This window comes from Streptomyces sp. NPDC058576 (assembly GCF_042718715.1).
Lineage (GTDB): Bacteria > Actinomycetota > Actinomycetes > Streptomycetales > Streptomycetaceae > Streptomyces.
On sequence record NZ_JBHXPF010000107.1, the window covers coordinates 1 to 13,312 of the forward strand.

15 protein-coding genes are annotated in these 13,312 nt (G+C 71.0%); 8 read left to right on the forward strand and 7 right to left on the reverse strand.

Annotated features, from left to right (window positions below; genetic code table 11):
* Positions 1-48: 48 nt before the first annotated feature.
* The 3 genes from ACFWRV_RS35785 to ACFWRV_RS35795 form a co-directional block, all read right to left on the reverse strand.
* Positions 49-825 carry a transglycosylase SLT domain-containing protein gene (locus ACFWRV_RS35785; RefSeq protein WP_384340282.1) on the reverse strand — a complete coding sequence of 259 codons (777 nt, stop codon included), beginning with the start codon at positions 823-825 and terminating at the stop codon, positions 49-51.
* Between the two features lie 273 nt (positions 826-1,098).
* A complete protein-coding gene (locus tag ACFWRV_RS35790) occupies positions 1,099-2,280 on the reverse strand; it encodes an S-adenosylmethionine:tRNA ribosyltransferase-isomerase (protein ID WP_384340284.1) in 1,182 nt (393 codons plus the stop codon).
* 59 nt (positions 2,281-2,339) lie between these two features.
* Positions 2,340-3,065 (reverse strand): SDR family NAD(P)-dependent oxidoreductase, encoded by a 726-nt coding sequence (locus ACFWRV_RS35795; RefSeq protein WP_384340285.1) that lies wholly within the window; start codon positions 3,063-3,065, stop codon positions 2,340-2,342.
* 243 nt (positions 3,066-3,308) lie between these two features.
* Here ACFWRV_RS35795 and ACFWRV_RS35800 point away from each other — a divergent pair, with 243 nt between their 5' ends.
* From ACFWRV_RS35800 to ACFWRV_RS35810, 3 genes are all read left to right on the forward strand, one after another.
* A complete protein-coding gene (locus ACFWRV_RS35800; RefSeq protein WP_384340287.1) occupies positions 3,309-4,454 on the forward strand; it encodes a GAF domain-containing sensor histidine kinase in 1,146 nt (381 codons plus the stop codon).
* Positions 4,447-5,091 carry a response regulator transcription factor gene (locus ACFWRV_RS35805; RefSeq protein WP_356569172.1) on the forward strand — a complete coding sequence of 215 codons (645 nt, stop codon included), beginning with the start codon at positions 4,447-4,449 and terminating at the stop codon, positions 5,089-5,091. Before ACFWRV_RS35800 ends, ACFWRV_RS35805 begins: the two co-directional genes overlap by 8 nt.
* Positions 5,092-5,236: 145 nt before the next feature.
* Positions 5,237-5,488, forward strand: coding sequence for a chaplin family protein (locus tag ACFWRV_RS35810; protein ID WP_384340289.1), 252 nt, complete (start codon positions 5,237-5,239; stop codon positions 5,486-5,488).
* 255 nt (positions 5,489-5,743) lie between these two features.
* Here the strand turns inward: ACFWRV_RS35810 and ACFWRV_RS35815 are convergent, their stop codons facing one another.
* On the reverse strand, positions 5,744-6,535 hold the full coding sequence (locus ACFWRV_RS35815) for a hypothetical protein (protein WP_384340291.1): 792 nt from the start codon (positions 6,533-6,535) through the stop codon (positions 5,744-5,746).
* Positions 6,536-6,679: 144 nt separating this feature from the next.
* Between ACFWRV_RS35815 and ACFWRV_RS35820 the strand changes: the two genes are divergently transcribed.
* From ACFWRV_RS35820 to ACFWRV_RS35835, 4 genes are all read left to right on the forward strand, one after another.
* Positions 6,680-7,477, forward strand: coding sequence for an ABC transporter ATP-binding protein (locus ACFWRV_RS35820; RefSeq protein ID WP_047175963.1), 798 nt, complete (start codon positions 6,680-6,682; stop codon positions 7,475-7,477).
* Positions 7,478-7,634: 157 nt separating this feature from the next.
* Positions 7,635-8,063 carry an NfeD family protein gene (locus ACFWRV_RS35825; protein WP_384340294.1) on the forward strand — a complete coding sequence of 143 codons (429 nt, stop codon included), beginning with the start codon at positions 7,635-7,637 and terminating at the stop codon, positions 8,061-8,063.
* A 165-nt stretch (positions 8,064-8,228) separates the two neighbouring features.
* Positions 8,229-9,215, forward strand: a complete 987-nt coding sequence (locus ACFWRV_RS35830; RefSeq protein WP_384340295.1) for an SPFH domain-containing protein — start codon at positions 8,229-8,231, stop codon at positions 9,213-9,215.
* 78 nt (positions 9,216-9,293) lie between these two features.
* Positions 9,294-10,067 (forward strand): sulfite exporter TauE/SafE family protein, encoded by a 774-nt coding sequence (locus ACFWRV_RS35835; RefSeq protein WP_384340297.1) that lies wholly within the window; start codon positions 9,294-9,296, stop codon positions 10,065-10,067.
* 61 nt (positions 10,068-10,128) lie between these two features.
* Here ACFWRV_RS35835 and ACFWRV_RS35840 read toward each other — a convergent pair whose 3' ends face one another.
* From ACFWRV_RS35840 to ACFWRV_RS35850, 3 genes are all read right to left on the reverse strand, one after another.
* Positions 10,129-10,638 (reverse strand): HNH endonuclease, encoded by a 510-nt coding sequence (locus ACFWRV_RS35840; protein ID WP_384340299.1) that lies wholly within the window; start codon positions 10,636-10,638, stop codon positions 10,129-10,131.
* 138 nt (positions 10,639-10,776) lie between these two features.
* A complete protein-coding gene (locus tag ACFWRV_RS35845) occupies positions 10,777-11,313 on the reverse strand; it encodes a YbhB/YbcL family Raf kinase inhibitor-like protein (protein WP_384340301.1) in 537 nt (178 codons plus the stop codon).
* A gap of 88 nt (positions 11,314-11,401) precedes the next feature.
* Positions 11,402-12,184, reverse strand: a complete 783-nt coding sequence (locus ACFWRV_RS35850; protein WP_384340303.1) for a sporulation protein — start codon at positions 12,182-12,184, stop codon at positions 11,402-11,404.
* An 87-nt stretch (positions 12,185-12,271) separates the two neighbouring features.
* Between ACFWRV_RS35850 and ACFWRV_RS35855 the strand changes: the two genes are divergently transcribed.
* Positions 12,272-12,925, forward strand: coding sequence for a DNA-3-methyladenine glycosylase (locus ACFWRV_RS35855; protein WP_384340305.1), 654 nt, complete (start codon positions 12,272-12,274; stop codon positions 12,923-12,925).
* Positions 12,926-13,312: the final 387 nt, after the last annotated feature.

The following is a 13,312-nucleotide window of genomic DNA, read 5'->3' on the forward strand; positions in this document are numbered from 1 at the left end:
CCCCGCGGGGTGCCGGCCTCGGCCTCGTCGTGTCCGGCTTCAGCCGGCTCAGTACGCGCTGTCGACGTTGTCCATGGAGCCGTAGCGGTCGGCCGCGTAGTTGCAGGCGGCGACGATGTTGGCGACCGGGTCGTACAGGTCCTTCTTGGTGCCCGCGACGTGGTAGCGGTCGAAGGTCGGCTGGATCACCTGGAGCAGGCCCTTGGACGGGATGCCGTTCTGGGCGTTGATGTCCCAGTTGTTGATGGCCCAGCGGTTACCGCTGGACTCCCGGATGATGTTCCGGTGGATCCCGTCGTAGGAGCCGGGGATGCCTTCCTTCTTCATGATCGACATGGCCTCGCGGATCCAGCCGTCCAGGTTGTTGGCGTAGACGGGCTTGCGCGGCGTGGAGCGGTTGGCCTTCTCGGACGCGCGCTTCTTCGCGTCCGCCTTGGCCTTGGCGGCCTTCTCGGCCTTGTCCTTCGCCTCGGCGGCTGCCTTGTCCTTCGCCTCGGACGCGGCCTTCGCCTTCGCGGCCTTGGCCTTGGTCTCGGCGGCTGCCTTCGCCTTGGCGGCGTCGGCGGCCTTCACGAGCTTCTCGGCGGTGGAGTGCTGCTCGATCATGCTGTTCTGCACGGTCTTGGCCTGTGCGGACCCCGCGGCGTTGGTGAAGGCCACGGGAGCGGCGGCGGCTGCCGCCTGCGGGGCAATCTCGGCATCGGCGTTCGACGGGACGAGCGAGAAGGTCAGGGCGGCGACGCCCAGGGCCGACACACCGGCCACGGAGATCTTCTGGACCTTGTTCAGACGACGGAGACGACGGGGAATGCGAGTCGCAGACATGTAGGGCTACCTCTTCGAATTGCTCAGGTGTCCTCACGGAGGACGAGACCGGAGGCGGTGATGCGCACCTCCGTCGGGGACGAGAGCAATTCTTAGCGGCAGCAAAATCGTGTGGCAAAGGTGTGACGTACGAAGGTGGGTAGTGGAACAGGGTCCAGTTCGCCCGAAATGACCCCGGGCCAGGCCTGCTCAAATCACCCTTATCTGCCCACTAGGTACGTTCGTAAGTGACGTGGGCCCTATGCCTGGGCTCACATCGGCGAGGTAACAGCCTCACCACTCGTTGCTGAAGCAATCCGGAGCGTTACCCTCCTCATCCGGCAGGATGAGGTGGACGTCCCCGAACTCATGCCAGAGGTACCGCTCCTGGAGCGCCGCCTCGTACCCGCGGCGCAGCGCCTCGCGCCCCGCCACCGCCTCCAGCATCAGCAGATGCGAGGCCTGGGGCTCGTGCAGCCCGGTCAGCAGCCCGTCCACCACCCGCACGCCCCGCCGCGGCGTCACCACCAGGTCCGTCCACCCCTCGACCGGCCGGACCACCCCGTCCGCCCCCGCCGCCGACTCCAGCGCCCGCACGGCCGTCGTCCCCACCGCGATCACCCGCCCGCCCGCCGCACGGTCCGCGCTCCGCGCCGCCCGCACGGCGTTCACCAGCCACGCCGTCGCCGCCGGTACCGCGAACCGCTCCGGGTACGGCGGCTCGTGCGCCTCCGCCGACGCCACCCCCGTATGCAGGGACAGCGGAGCGAACAGCACCCCCCGGCGCACCAGCTCCGCCACCAGCGCGACCGTGAAGGGCCGCGCGGCACTCGGCATCTCCGCCGAACCGCTGCCGTCCGCCGAGGGCACCGCGAACACCGTCCGATACGCGGCCAGCGGCTGATCCCGATCCGTGTACCCGTAGCGGATCGGCCGCCCGTAGCGCCGCAACAGCTCCGGCACCGGCTCCGGGACCCGCGCCCACCACAGCCGGGCACCGGCCGCGGGCCCCAGCGGCTCCTCCAGTACCAGGGCCCGCCCGCCCGGCAGCCGCACCACCGCCCCCGCCGGACCACCGGGCCGCGGCCCGGTGACCCCTGCCCCCGCGGGGGCCCGCAGCTCCACCGCCCACCGCCCGTCCGCACCCCGCGTCGAGAAGTGCACGACGACCCGCTCCCCGCCCATCCGCCCGTTCACCGCGGCGGGCAACGTCATGGACGTGTTCACCACCAGCACGTCCCCGGCCCGCAGCTGCCCGGGCAGCTCCCGGAACGCATGGTGCGCGACCGCCCGCCCCCGCGACACGAGCAGCCGTACGTCGTCACGCCCCGCACCCCGCTGCTCGGCCGGCACCCGCGCCGACAGGGCATCCGGCACCCGCAACGCCTCCAGGGCCGTGACGCCCTCGGCGGCTGTTGCCGCGGCCCCCTCTCCCGCCCCGCCCGACCCCAGCGTGGAGAAGGCGGCGTCGGCCACGCGCCGCTCCCGCGCGGCTCCATCCGTCCCCACCCCGCCCGCGCCCCGTCCCCGCGCGATCACCGGGGACCCCCGTCCCGCCCCGCCGGCCCCTCCAGCAGGGCCGGAGCGGCGTACCGTCCGCCGGCCGGCCGCTCGCGCACCAGCCGCAGGAACGCGGGCGCCACGCTCTCCGGCGTCGGCCGCACCTCGTCCGCGTCCTCCGGGACCGCCGCGGCGTACAGATCCGTCGCCATGTCGCCGGGGTCGACGGCCCACACCCGCAGCCCCGGTTCCTCCTCGCCCAGCACCGCCGCCAGCTGGTCCAGCGCCGCCTTCGACGCCCCGTAACCGCCCCACGTCGGGTACGGCTCCGCGGCCGCGTCCGAGCTGACCACCACCACCGCCCCCGCCTCCGAGGCCCGCAGCGACGGCAACGCCTCCTGCACGAGACCGAGCGCCGCCACCACATTGGTCTCCAGCGCCCGCCGCAGCCCGTCCAACGGCAGCTCGTCCAGCCGGACCAGCGGCTGGGCGCCCAGCGCGCTCGCGTTGCTCACCAACAGATCGAGACCGCCCAGCGCCCCGGCGGCCGCCACCAGATCCGCCCGGTGCCCCCCGTCCGTGACGTCCCCCGGAACCGCCACCACCCGTGTCCCGTACCGCCCACGCAGCTCCCGCGCCGTCTCCTCCAGCACCCCGGCGGTCCGGGCGTTCAGCACCAGGTCCCAGCCCTCCCCGGCCAGCGCCCCCGCCAGCGCCCGGCCCAGCCCCTTCGAACCACCCGTGATCATCGCGACCGGCATGGTGACCGTCCCCTTCGTGCCCTCGGCGTCCGCCGGGAGACCCCGGCGATCTCACCGTAGGAAGCCCCCGCCGCACCGCGCCTCGCCCGGGAGCCGCACCCGTACCCGGCACTTCGGCGTAGGTCCCGAGCAGTCCTACGACCTACGGCCGAGGAGCCCCGCCGCCCGGACCTAGGACCCCGCACGCCGAGCACCGACCCGCGCCCGATACGGCCGCCCGGCCCCCGCCGGTACGGTGATCCCATGAGTCATCGCCCACCGTCGGGCCTCGCCGCGGTGAGTGCCGCGCTGCTCGCCATGAGCCGGCACCTCGAAGTGGGCGACGTCCTGAAGACGATCGTCGCCTCCGCCCGTGAGCTGCTCGACGCCCAGTACGCGGCCCTCGGCGTCCCGGACGACCACGGCGGCTTCGCCCAGTTCGTGGTCGACGGCGTCAGCGACGAACAGTGGAAGGCCATCGGCCCGCTGCCCCGCCAGCACGGCGTCCTCGCCGCGATGCTCCACCAGGCGAAGCCCGAACGCCTCGCGGACGTCCGTGAGGACCCCCGCTTCGGCGGCTGGCCCGACGCCCACCCCGACATGTCCGACTTCCTCGGCCTGCCCATCACGGACGGCGACGAGATCATCGGCGCGCTGTTCCTCGCCAACAAGATGTGCCCCAAGCCCGAGGGCGGCTGCGGCTTCACCGCCGAGGACGAGGAACTGCTCTCGATCCTCGCCCAGCACGCCGCGATCGCCCTCACCAACGCCCGCCTCTACGAACGCAGCCGTGAGCTGACCATCGCCGAGGAACGCTCCCGCCTCGCCCACGAGCTGCACGACGCGGTCAGCCAGAAGCTGTTCTCGCTCCGCCTCACCGCCCAGGCCGCCACCGCCCTCGTCGACCGCGACCCCGCCCGCGCCAAGGGCGAGCTCCAGCAGGTCGCCGCCCTCGCCGCCGAAGCCGTCGACGAACTGCGCGCCGCCGTCGTGGAGCTGCGCCCCGCCGCCCTCGACGAGGACGGGCTGATCGCCACCCTCCGCACCCAGATCCAGGTCCTGGACCGGGCGCACACCGCCGACGTCGCCTTCGAGAGCTGCGGAGTGCGCGCGCTGCCCGCCGCCCAGGAGGAAGCGCTGCTCCGGGTCGCCCAGGAAGCCCTCCACAACGCCCTGCGCCACTCCGGGGCGGAGCGCGTGAGCGTCACCCTGGCACGGCGCGGCACCGCCACCGTCCTGCGCGTCACCGACGACGGGGACGGCTTCGACCCCACCGCCGTCCGGCGGGCGGGCCGCCACCTGGGCCTGGTCTCCATGCGCCACCGGGCGAACAGCGTCGGCGGCCGACTCACCGTTGCCTCGGAGCCCGGCAAGGGCGCCACGATCGAGATGGAGGTCCCCGGTGGCTGACAAGATCATCAGGGTGCTGCTGGTCGACGACCATCAGGTGGTCCGCCGCGGACTGCGGACGTTCCTGGAGATCCAGGAGGACATAGAGGTCGTCGGCGAGGCGTCCGACGGAGCGGAGGGCGTGGCCCGGACCGAGGAGCTCCGCCCCGACGTCGTGCTGATGGACATCAAGATGCCCGGCACCGACGGCATCGAGGCGCTGCGCCGGCTCCGGGAGCTCGACAACCCCGCCAAGGTCCTCATCGTCACCAGCTTCACCGAACAGCGCACGGTGGTCCCCGCCCTGCGCGCGGGAGCCTCCGGTTACGTCTACAAGGACGTCGACCCGGACGCCCTGGCCGGCGCCATCCGCTCCGTCCACGCCGGACACGTCCTGCTCCAGCCGGAGGTCGCCGGAGCGCTCCTCGCCCAGGACGACGCGGGCACCGGCACGGGCCGGGGGAGCACGCTCACCGAGCGGGAACGCGAGGTCCTCGGCCTCATCGCGGACGGCCGTTCGAACCGGGAGATCGCCCGGGCGCTCGTCCTCTCCGAGAAGACGGTCAAGACGCATGTGTCGAACATCCTGATGAAGCTCGACCTGGCCGACCGGACCCAGGCGGCGTTGTGGGCGGTACGCCACGGAGCCGCGGGCTGACGCCTCCGGGGCGGCGGTTCCCGTCCGGACTGAGATTCATACTGTCGGGTGTATGTCACCCGTACGGCGCATCCTTCCGGGCCGCCCGGCGTTCTCCAGGACGTGCTGCGGCAGCTTGCCGCAGCCTTTCTAGGAGGATCCTGAAGTGAAGAACCTGAAGAAGGCCGCCGCCGTGACCATGATCGCGGGCGGGCTCATCGCCGCCGGCGCCGGTGCCGCCTCCGCCACCGGCCACAGCGGTGCCGACGCCCACGGGGTGGCCGTCGGCTCCCCGGGCGTCGCCAGCGGCAACCTCGTGCAGGTGCCCGTAGCCGTCCCGGTGAACGTGGTCGGCAACACGGTCAACGTGGTGGGCCTGCTCAACCCGGCCTTCGGCAACCTCGGCCTGAACCACTGACCCAGCCCCACCACGAAAGCCGGACGCCCCTCCACACGCCCAGGGACCGTCCGGCTTTCGCCACACCCATAGCCAGCCCGCCCGGCACCCACCCCAGCTCGACCGGCACCGACTCCAGCCCGTCCGGCGTTTGAGGACGGAACCGTGGCGCCGGAGTCCCCGCGCCCAATCGGGCTCCTCGCCCGGGGCACCCAATCGAGCCCGCCCGGCACCCAACCGAGCCCGTCCGGCGCTTGAGGACAAAGGCCCGCGGGCCTACCGCCGAACCTCCCCGCCCTCCACATACGCGTTGTACGCCGCCACCAACGCCCGCCGAGCCACCCGCTCCACCGGCCGCAACGCCTCCCCCCGCGCCGCGATCTCCGACGAGCTCACCGCACCGCCGTGCCCGTTCTCGTACGCCACCGAGACCAGCAGCCCCACCCGCTGCGCCATCTCCAGCACCCGCACCGCACGCGGCGGATACCCGGGCGCCAGCACCTCGCGCCCCCGACTCCGCTCCGCCCGCGCCCGGTACGCGTCCACCGCCGCCTCCGCCACCGGCCCGGAACCGGCCACGTCCAGCCGCGACAGCACCGCCGTCGCATCCCGCAACGCCTCCGCCAGCTCCCGCTCGGCCTCGCCCAGCGACGGCACATCCGCCGGCGGCGCCTCCCGCACCGGCAGCACCCGCCACACCACCTCGACGTGCAGATCCCCCTCCGGCCCGACTTCCGTCACCTCCGGCACCAGCCCGTACGGCACCCCGTACGCGACCACCGCCTCCTCCGCCTCCAGCGCCCGCGCGTTGAAGTCCGGCGGACCGCTCAGCCCGAGCGGATGCCCCGGCACCGGCAGCGCGACCCGGAAACCGGTCGCCCCCAGACCCCTCAGCCGGCCGAGCGCCAGCGTGAGCCCGACCGGCCCCGCCTCACCCGGCAACCCCTCGACGCGGTGCACCGCGTCCTCCCCGACAATCGCGAGGGCCGCTTCGTCCGGCGAGACGAGTCCCGCCAGAAGCGCGTTTCCCCAAGCGGCCAACAACCCTGAACGTGGTTCGACAAGCATGCCCACAGCCTAGGGAACGTCCGGGCGAAGCCCGGGGTGCGGACCTCACGCCCGAAGCACTCGCGCGGTGGCGTAGGTTTTCCCTGGGAGCCGTGCCCACCGGCACGCGACGATCGACGAGACTGCTTGGGGAGACAACGCGCCATGAGCGATGTACTGGAGCTGGTGGACGTATCCGTGGTCCGGGACGGACGCGCTCTGGTGGACGACGTCTCCTGGTCGGTCAAGGAGGGGGAGCGCTGGGTCATCCTGGGCCCCAACGGCGCCGGCAAGACGACCCTCCTCAACCTCGCCTCCAGCTACCTCTTCCCGAGCACGGGAACGGCCACGATCCTCGGCGAACAGCTCGGTGGCGTCGGCACCGACGTCTTCGAGCTCCGCCCCCGCATCGGCATGGCGGGCGTCGCGATGGCCGACAAGCTGCCCAAGCGCCAGACGGTGCTGCAGACGGTCCTCACCGCCGCGTACGGCATGACCGCCACCTGGCACGAGAACTACGAAGCCGTCGACGAGGAGCGCGCCCGCGCCTTCCTCGACCGCCTCGGCATGACCGAGTACCTGGACCGCAAGTTCGGCACGCTCTCCGAAGGAGAGCGCAAGCGCACGCTCATCGCCCGCGCCATGATGACCGACCCCGAACTGCTGCTCCTGGACGAGCCCGCCGCCGGACTCGACCTCGGTGGGCGCGAGGACCTCGTCCGCCGCCTCGGCCGCCTCGCCCGCGACCCGTTCGCCCCCTCCATGATCATGGTCACCCACCATGTCGAGGAGATCGCGCCCGGCTTCACCCACGTCCTCATGATCCGCCAGGGCAAGATCCTCGCCGCCGGCCCCATGGAGACCGAGCTCAGCTCCCGCAACCTCTCCCTCTGCTTCGGCCTCCCGCTCATCGTCGAGCACACCGGCGACCGCTACACCGCCCACGGCCTCCCGCTCTCCTGACCGACCGCGGCCGCCGCGACAGGCCGCTCGAACCCCGATCGACAGGCCCCTCGAACCCCGATCGGCAGGACCGTCTCCCCCCGATCGGCCGGCTGCACCCCGCAGTTGACCCCCGTGCGCCCTGTCGGTGACGCACCGACAGTCCTACGATGACCATGTGGACATCGACGCATGGGTGTGGTGGCTGATCGGCGCGGTGGGACTGGGCATCCCCCTCGTCCTGACCGCGATGCCCGAATTCGGCATGTTCGCCGTCGGGGCGGTGGCCGCATCGGCCGTCGCCGCCCTGGGCGGCGGAATCGTCGCCCAGGTCCTGGTCTTCGTCCTGGTCTCGGTCGCACTGATCGCCGTCGTGCGCCCGATCGCCGCCAGACACCGGGCCGGACAGGCCGGGCAGGCCAGCGGCATCGACGCCCTGAAGGGCCGTCAGGCGGCCGTGCTGGAACGGGTGTCGGCCGACGGGGGCCGCATCAAGCTCGCCGGAGAGATCTGGTCGGCCCGCTCCTACGCCGCCGACCAGGTCTTCGAGCCCGGCACTCAGGTCGATGTCATCGAGATCGACGGAGCGACGGCCGTCGTCATGTGACCGAAGCGTGCACGGGGCGGGCCCAGTTCTGCCAGACTCGAAGTCGATCATGTCGATCATCATGCGAACCCGGCCCGGCTCACCACTCGCCGACCTCCACCCGCACCTGAGGACCGACCCCGATCACCGCGATCCACCGGCCAACCGAAGGGCACGAGAGACACGATGCAACCGATCATCATCGTTCTGATCATTCTGGTGGTGCTCGTCTTCATCGCCCTGATCAAGACGATTCAGGTCATCCCGCAGGCCAGCGCCGCCATCGTCGAGCGCTTCGGCCGCTACACCCGCACCCTGAACGCGGGCCTGAACATCGTCGTCCCGTTCATCGACTCGATCCGCAACCGGATCGACCTCCGTGAACAGGTCGTGCCCTTCCCGCCGCAGCCGGTGATCACCCAGGACAACCTGGTCGTCAACATCGACACCGTCATCTACTACCAGGTGACCGACGCCCGCGCCGCGACCTACGAAGTCGCCAGCTACATCCAGGCGATCGAGCAGCTCACCGTCACCACCCTCCGCAACATCATCGGCGGCATGGACCTGGAGCGGACCCTCACCTCCCGCGAGGAGATCAACGCGGCCCTGCGCGGAGTCCTCGACGAGGCGACCGGCAAGTGGGGCATCCGCGTCAACCGCGTCGAACTCAAGGCGATCGAGCCGCCCACCTCCATCCAGGACTCGATGGAGAAGCAGATGCGCGCCGACCGCGACAAGCGCGCCGCGATCCTCACCGCCGAGGGCATCCGCCAGTCCCAGATCCTCACCGCCGAGGGCGAGAAGCAGTCCGCGATCCTGCGCGCCGAGGGCGAGGCCAAGGCCGCCGCCCTGCGCGCCGAGGGCGAAGCCCAGGCTGTCCGCACGGTCTTCGAGGCCATCCACGCCGGAGACCCGGACCAGAAGCTCCTCTCGTACCAGTACCTCCAGATGCTCCCGAAGATCGCCGAGGGTGACGCCAACAAGCTCTGGATCGTGCCCAGCGAGATCGGGGACGCCCTGAAGGGCCTCAGCGGAGCCTTCGGAAACCTCGGCGGCGGCATGCCCGGCTTCAACACCGGCGGCGACGGCGGAAACGGCAACGGCGGGGGCGCCAGGGGCGGCATCCCGGCCCCCGCGGTGGAACGACGCGAGGAACCCCCGGTCTCCTGACCCGCAAGCCCCTTCGTGCATGATCGGTGAGGCCCCCCGACCTTCATGGCGGGGAGGCGTCACTGACCACCGAAGGAGATGGCGTTGTCCATCTGGGAAATACTCGCCGTCTTCGCGGCCGGAGTCGGAGCGGGCACGATCAACACGATCGTCGGCTCGGGCACCCTGATCACCTTCCCCGTCCTGCTCGCCACCGGCCTCCCCCCGGTCACCGCGACGGTCTCCAACGCGCTGGGCCTCATCCCCGGCTCCATCAGCGGAGCCATCGGCTACCGCAAGGAACTGGCCGGCCAGCGCCGCCGGATCATCAGGCTGGGCATCGGAGCCGCCATCGGCGGCCTCACCGGAGCCACGCTCCTGCTCGCCCTGCCCTCCACGGCCTTCGAGACGATCGTCCCGGTCCTGGTCGCCCTGGCACTCGTCCTGGTGATCCTGCAACCACGCATCAGCAAAGCCGTCCAGCGCCGCCGCGAACACACCGGCACCGTGGCCCGCACCGACGGCGGCCCGCTCCTGTTCGTCGGCCTGATGCTCGCCAGCGTCTACGGCGGCTACTTCACCGCCGCCCAGGGGATCATCTACCTCTCCCTCATGGGCATGCTGCTCGACGACACCATCCAGCGCCTCAACGCCGTCAAGAACGTCCTGGCCGCCATCGTCAACAGCATCGCCGCGCTGTTCTTCCTCTTCGTCGCCCACTTCGACTGGACGGCCGTCGTCCTGATCGCGGTCGGCTCCGCCATCGGCGGGCAGATCGGAGCCAAGGTCGGCCGCCGCCTCAGCCCCACCGTGCTGCGTGCCCTCATCGTGGCCGTCGGCACCGTGGCCATCGTCCAGCTGCTGCTCCGCTGACACACGTGGGCCCGCCCCTCACAGGGACGGGCCCACCACTACGTCACCAGGCGTACGCCGACTACGCCGCCGCTGCCCGGTCCAGCCACTCGGGGAGCGCCGAGCGGTCGCCGGCCCCCATCGCCAGCAGCATCGCCTCGGCGGGCGAAGGCACGAACGGCTGCTTCAGCAGCGGCATCCCCGCCTGATCCGGTGTCCGGGCCGCCTTGCGGTGGTTGTCCTCGGCGCAGGAGGCGACCGTGTTCAGCCAGGTGTCCTGCCCGCCCTGGGCACGCGGCACCACGTGGTCGACGGTGGACGCACGCCGCCCGCAGTACGCGCACCGGTGCTGGTCCCTGATCAGCACGCCCCTCCTGGACCACGGAGCCTGTCTTCGGAACGGCACCCGTACGTACCGGCAGAGCCTGATCACCCGGGGCGCCGGAATGTCCACGGCGGCACCACGCATACGGAGCTCGGGATGCGACTGCTCGACGACGGCCTTGTCCGTCAGGATCAGGACCACCGCACGGTTGAGCGTCACTGTCGACAGCGGCTCGAAGCTCGCGTTGAGAACCAGCGTGTCACGCATCCTGCCCACCTCCCGTGTGCCGCCCGCCCCCTGGCAGGCCCGGATCAACTCTGGCTGGGCAGGCCGCGATGGACAACGCAATAAAAAATGCCCTGCTCTGATCTCTCCAGGACCAGAGCAGGGCAAACAACAGGCGAACTAATCGCCGGCGGGAGCCTCGTACTCACCGATCAGCCGCGCACGCCCCAGCGTGTGGAACCGAAGGTTGAATCCGACCACCGCGGGCGAGGTGTCGCTGTCGATCCCGAGCTTCTCGGCGTCGACCGCGTACACGGTGAACACATACCGGTGGTTCTCCCCGGCCGGCGGCGCGGCACCGCCGAACTCCTTCGCCCCGTAGTCGTTACGGGCCTGAAGGGCACCCTGCGGCAGCCCCTTGAACTCCCCGCTGCCCGCACCGGCGGGCAACTCCGTCACCGACACCGGGATGTCGAAGAGCGTCCAGTGCCAGAACCCGCTGCCCGTCGGCGCGTCCGGGTCGAAACACGTCACGGCGAAGCTCTTCGTCCCCTCGGGAAACCCCTCCCACCGCAGCTGCGGCGAAGTGTTCCCACCCGCAAGCACCTGGGCGTCGCCCAGTACGGCTCCCGGCGCGAGGTCGTCGCTCACCACGGTGAACGCCGGAACCTCCGGATGGAAGTCGTGCGGCAGCGGGGCCCTCTTCGGCTCGGTCACGTCTCGCACCTCTCCTGATCGGTTCGTCTGCCTTCTTCCCCGACTGTAGGGGGCGCACCGCCCCCGTTTCCGGAGGGCGTACCGCCGCCTAGAGCCAGTTGCGCTGGCCGCCGACCTGGGCGAGCCACTGGTTGAGGTACGCCGCCCAGTCGGTCGACTGGTAGTCGTGGAGCCCCACCTTGAACGCGCGGTAGGAGTCGCTGCCCTCGCTGAACAGCCCCGGCTTCTTGTCCATCTCCAGGATGACGTCCATCTCGCGGTCGTCGGCGACGAACGTCAGCTCCACCTGGTGCAGACCGCGGTACTGCGTCGGCGGGATGAACTCGATCTCCTGGTAGAACGGCAGCCGCTGGCGGGTGCCGCGGATGTGACCGCGCTCCATGTCCGCGCTGCGGAAGCCGAAGCCCAGCTGACCGAAGGCGTTCAGGATGGCCTCCTGCGCCGGCAGCGGGTGCACGTTGATCGGGTCCAGGTCACCGGAGTCCAGCGCGCGGGCGATCTCCAGCTCGGTGGTCACCCCGATGTTCATCCCGCGCAGCTGCTGGCCGCCGAACATCGTGATCGGGGTCTCCCACGGGATCTCCAGGCCGAACGGCACCACGTGCACCGCGCCGGCCTGCACCTCGAAGGTGCCGCCGAGGTTCTGCTTGGTGAACTCGATGTCCTGCTTGGTCTCCTGGTCCCCGCCCTCGACCTCGACCCGCGCCTGGAGCCCGACGTTGAGTCCCTCGATCTGCTGGGCGACCGAACCGCCCTGGATCCGCACCTCGCCCTGGACGACCCCACCGGGGACGACGTTCACCTCGGTGAGCTCGGTCTCCACCGAGGCACCGCCGGCACCCATGCTCGCGAGCAGCCGCTTGAAGCCCATAGTCACTCCTTCTTGGTCCTGACCCCTACATACGCGCCATGACGGTAGCCGGTTCCCGTCGGAAGGATCCCAGTACCCTCGGACGCCATGACCAAAAGCCTGGACCGCACTCCACTGACGCGGGACTTCTTCGACCGCGACGTCCTGGAGGTCGCCCCGGACCTGCTGGGACGCACGCTCGTACGCCGGGAGGCGACGGGCACGATCGAGCTGCGTCTGACCGAGGTGGAGGCGTACGCGGGCGAGGCCGACCCCGGCTCGCACGCCTTCCGCGGCCGAACGCCCCGTAACAGCGTGATGTTCGGCCCGCCCGGTCACACGTACGTCTACTTCACGTACGGGATGTGGCACTGCCTCAACCTGGTCTGCGGCCCGGACGGCCATGCCGGCGGTGTCCTGCTCCGGGCCGGCGAGATCAACGTCGGCGCCGGCCTGGCCCGCGACCGACGCATCTCGGCCCGCAATGACAAGGAACTGGCCAAAGGCCCGGCCCGCCTGGCCAGCGCCCTCGACGTCGACCGCGACCTGAACGGCAGCGATCTCTTCGGCGGCCCAGCCCCGGCCCTGTCCATCCTGCACGGCACCCCGCCGCCCCGTGACCTCGTACGCAACGGCCCCCGTACAGGGGTGGGCGGCGACGGCGCCCACCAGCCATGGCGCTTCTGGATCGAGGGGGACCCCACGGTGAGCCCGTACCGAGCCCACGCACCGCGTCGTCGGCCGAGCAGCAAGGCAACTTGACGCACCCTCGGCGGACGCCTAATGTAGTCCGAGCCGCTTGACACGGGTACAGCTCTCGGCACAGTCCATCGGACCGGACCGAGCCACTCGAAGCGGCCAAACCACTACCTACGACTCACCCTGGCGGGTGCGAATTCGGCGCGCCCGTAATTCGCCTTATCGGCTCGATTATGAGCTGCCGGGGGAATCGGCTAACGTAGTGAACGCGCCGAAAGGCAAGGCCCTCCACAGGCCACCGGAAATCGAATTCGGACCGGAAACGGAACGGAAAAGAGTCTGGTAAAGTTGGAACCGCCGGAAAGGGAAAACGCGAAAGCGAAGAACCTGGAAAGCGAAACTGCACGGCCCGCTTCGACCGGGAGTCAGACACTGGAAAGCGTCTGATAG

Excerpts from the sequence above, each read along its gene's own strand:
- ACFWRV_RS35815 (WP_384340291.1), bottom strand. The coding sequence starts at position 6,535 with ATGCTTGTCGAACCACGTTCAGGGTTGTTGGCCGCTTGGGGAAACGCG.
- ACFWRV_RS35835 (WP_384340297.1), top strand. The coding sequence starts at position 9,294 with ATGGCGTTGTCCATCTGGGAAATACTCGCCGTCTTCGCGGCCGGAGTC.
- ACFWRV_RS35850 (WP_384340303.1), bottom strand. The coding sequence starts at position 12,184 with ATGGGCTTCAAGCGGCTGCTCGCGAGCATGGGTGCCGGCGGTGCCTCG.
- ACFWRV_RS35795 (WP_384340285.1), bottom strand. The coding sequence starts at position 3,065 with ATGCCGGTCGCGATGATCACGGGTGGTTCGAAGGGGCTGGGCCGGGCG.
- ACFWRV_RS35800 (WP_384340287.1), top strand. The coding sequence starts at position 3,309 with ATGAGTCATCGCCCACCGTCGGGCCTCGCCGCGGTGAGTGCCGCGCTG.
- ACFWRV_RS35785 (WP_384340282.1), bottom strand. The coding sequence starts at position 825 with ATGTCTGCGACTCGCATTCCCCGTCGTCTCCGTCGTCTGAACAAGGTC.
- ACFWRV_RS35855 (WP_384340305.1), top strand. The coding sequence starts at position 12,272 with ATGACCAAAAGCCTGGACCGCACTCCACTGACGCGGGACTTCTTCGAC.
- ACFWRV_RS35820 (WP_047175963.1), top strand. The coding sequence starts at position 6,680 with ATGAGCGATGTACTGGAGCTGGTGGACGTATCCGTGGTCCGGGACGGA.
- ACFWRV_RS35840 (WP_384340299.1), bottom strand. The coding sequence starts at position 10,638 with ATGCGTGACACGCTGGTTCTCAACGCGAGCTTCGAGCCGCTGTCGACA.
- ACFWRV_RS35830 (WP_384340295.1), top strand. The coding sequence starts at position 8,229 with ATGCAACCGATCATCATCGTTCTGATCATTCTGGTGGTGCTCGTCTTC.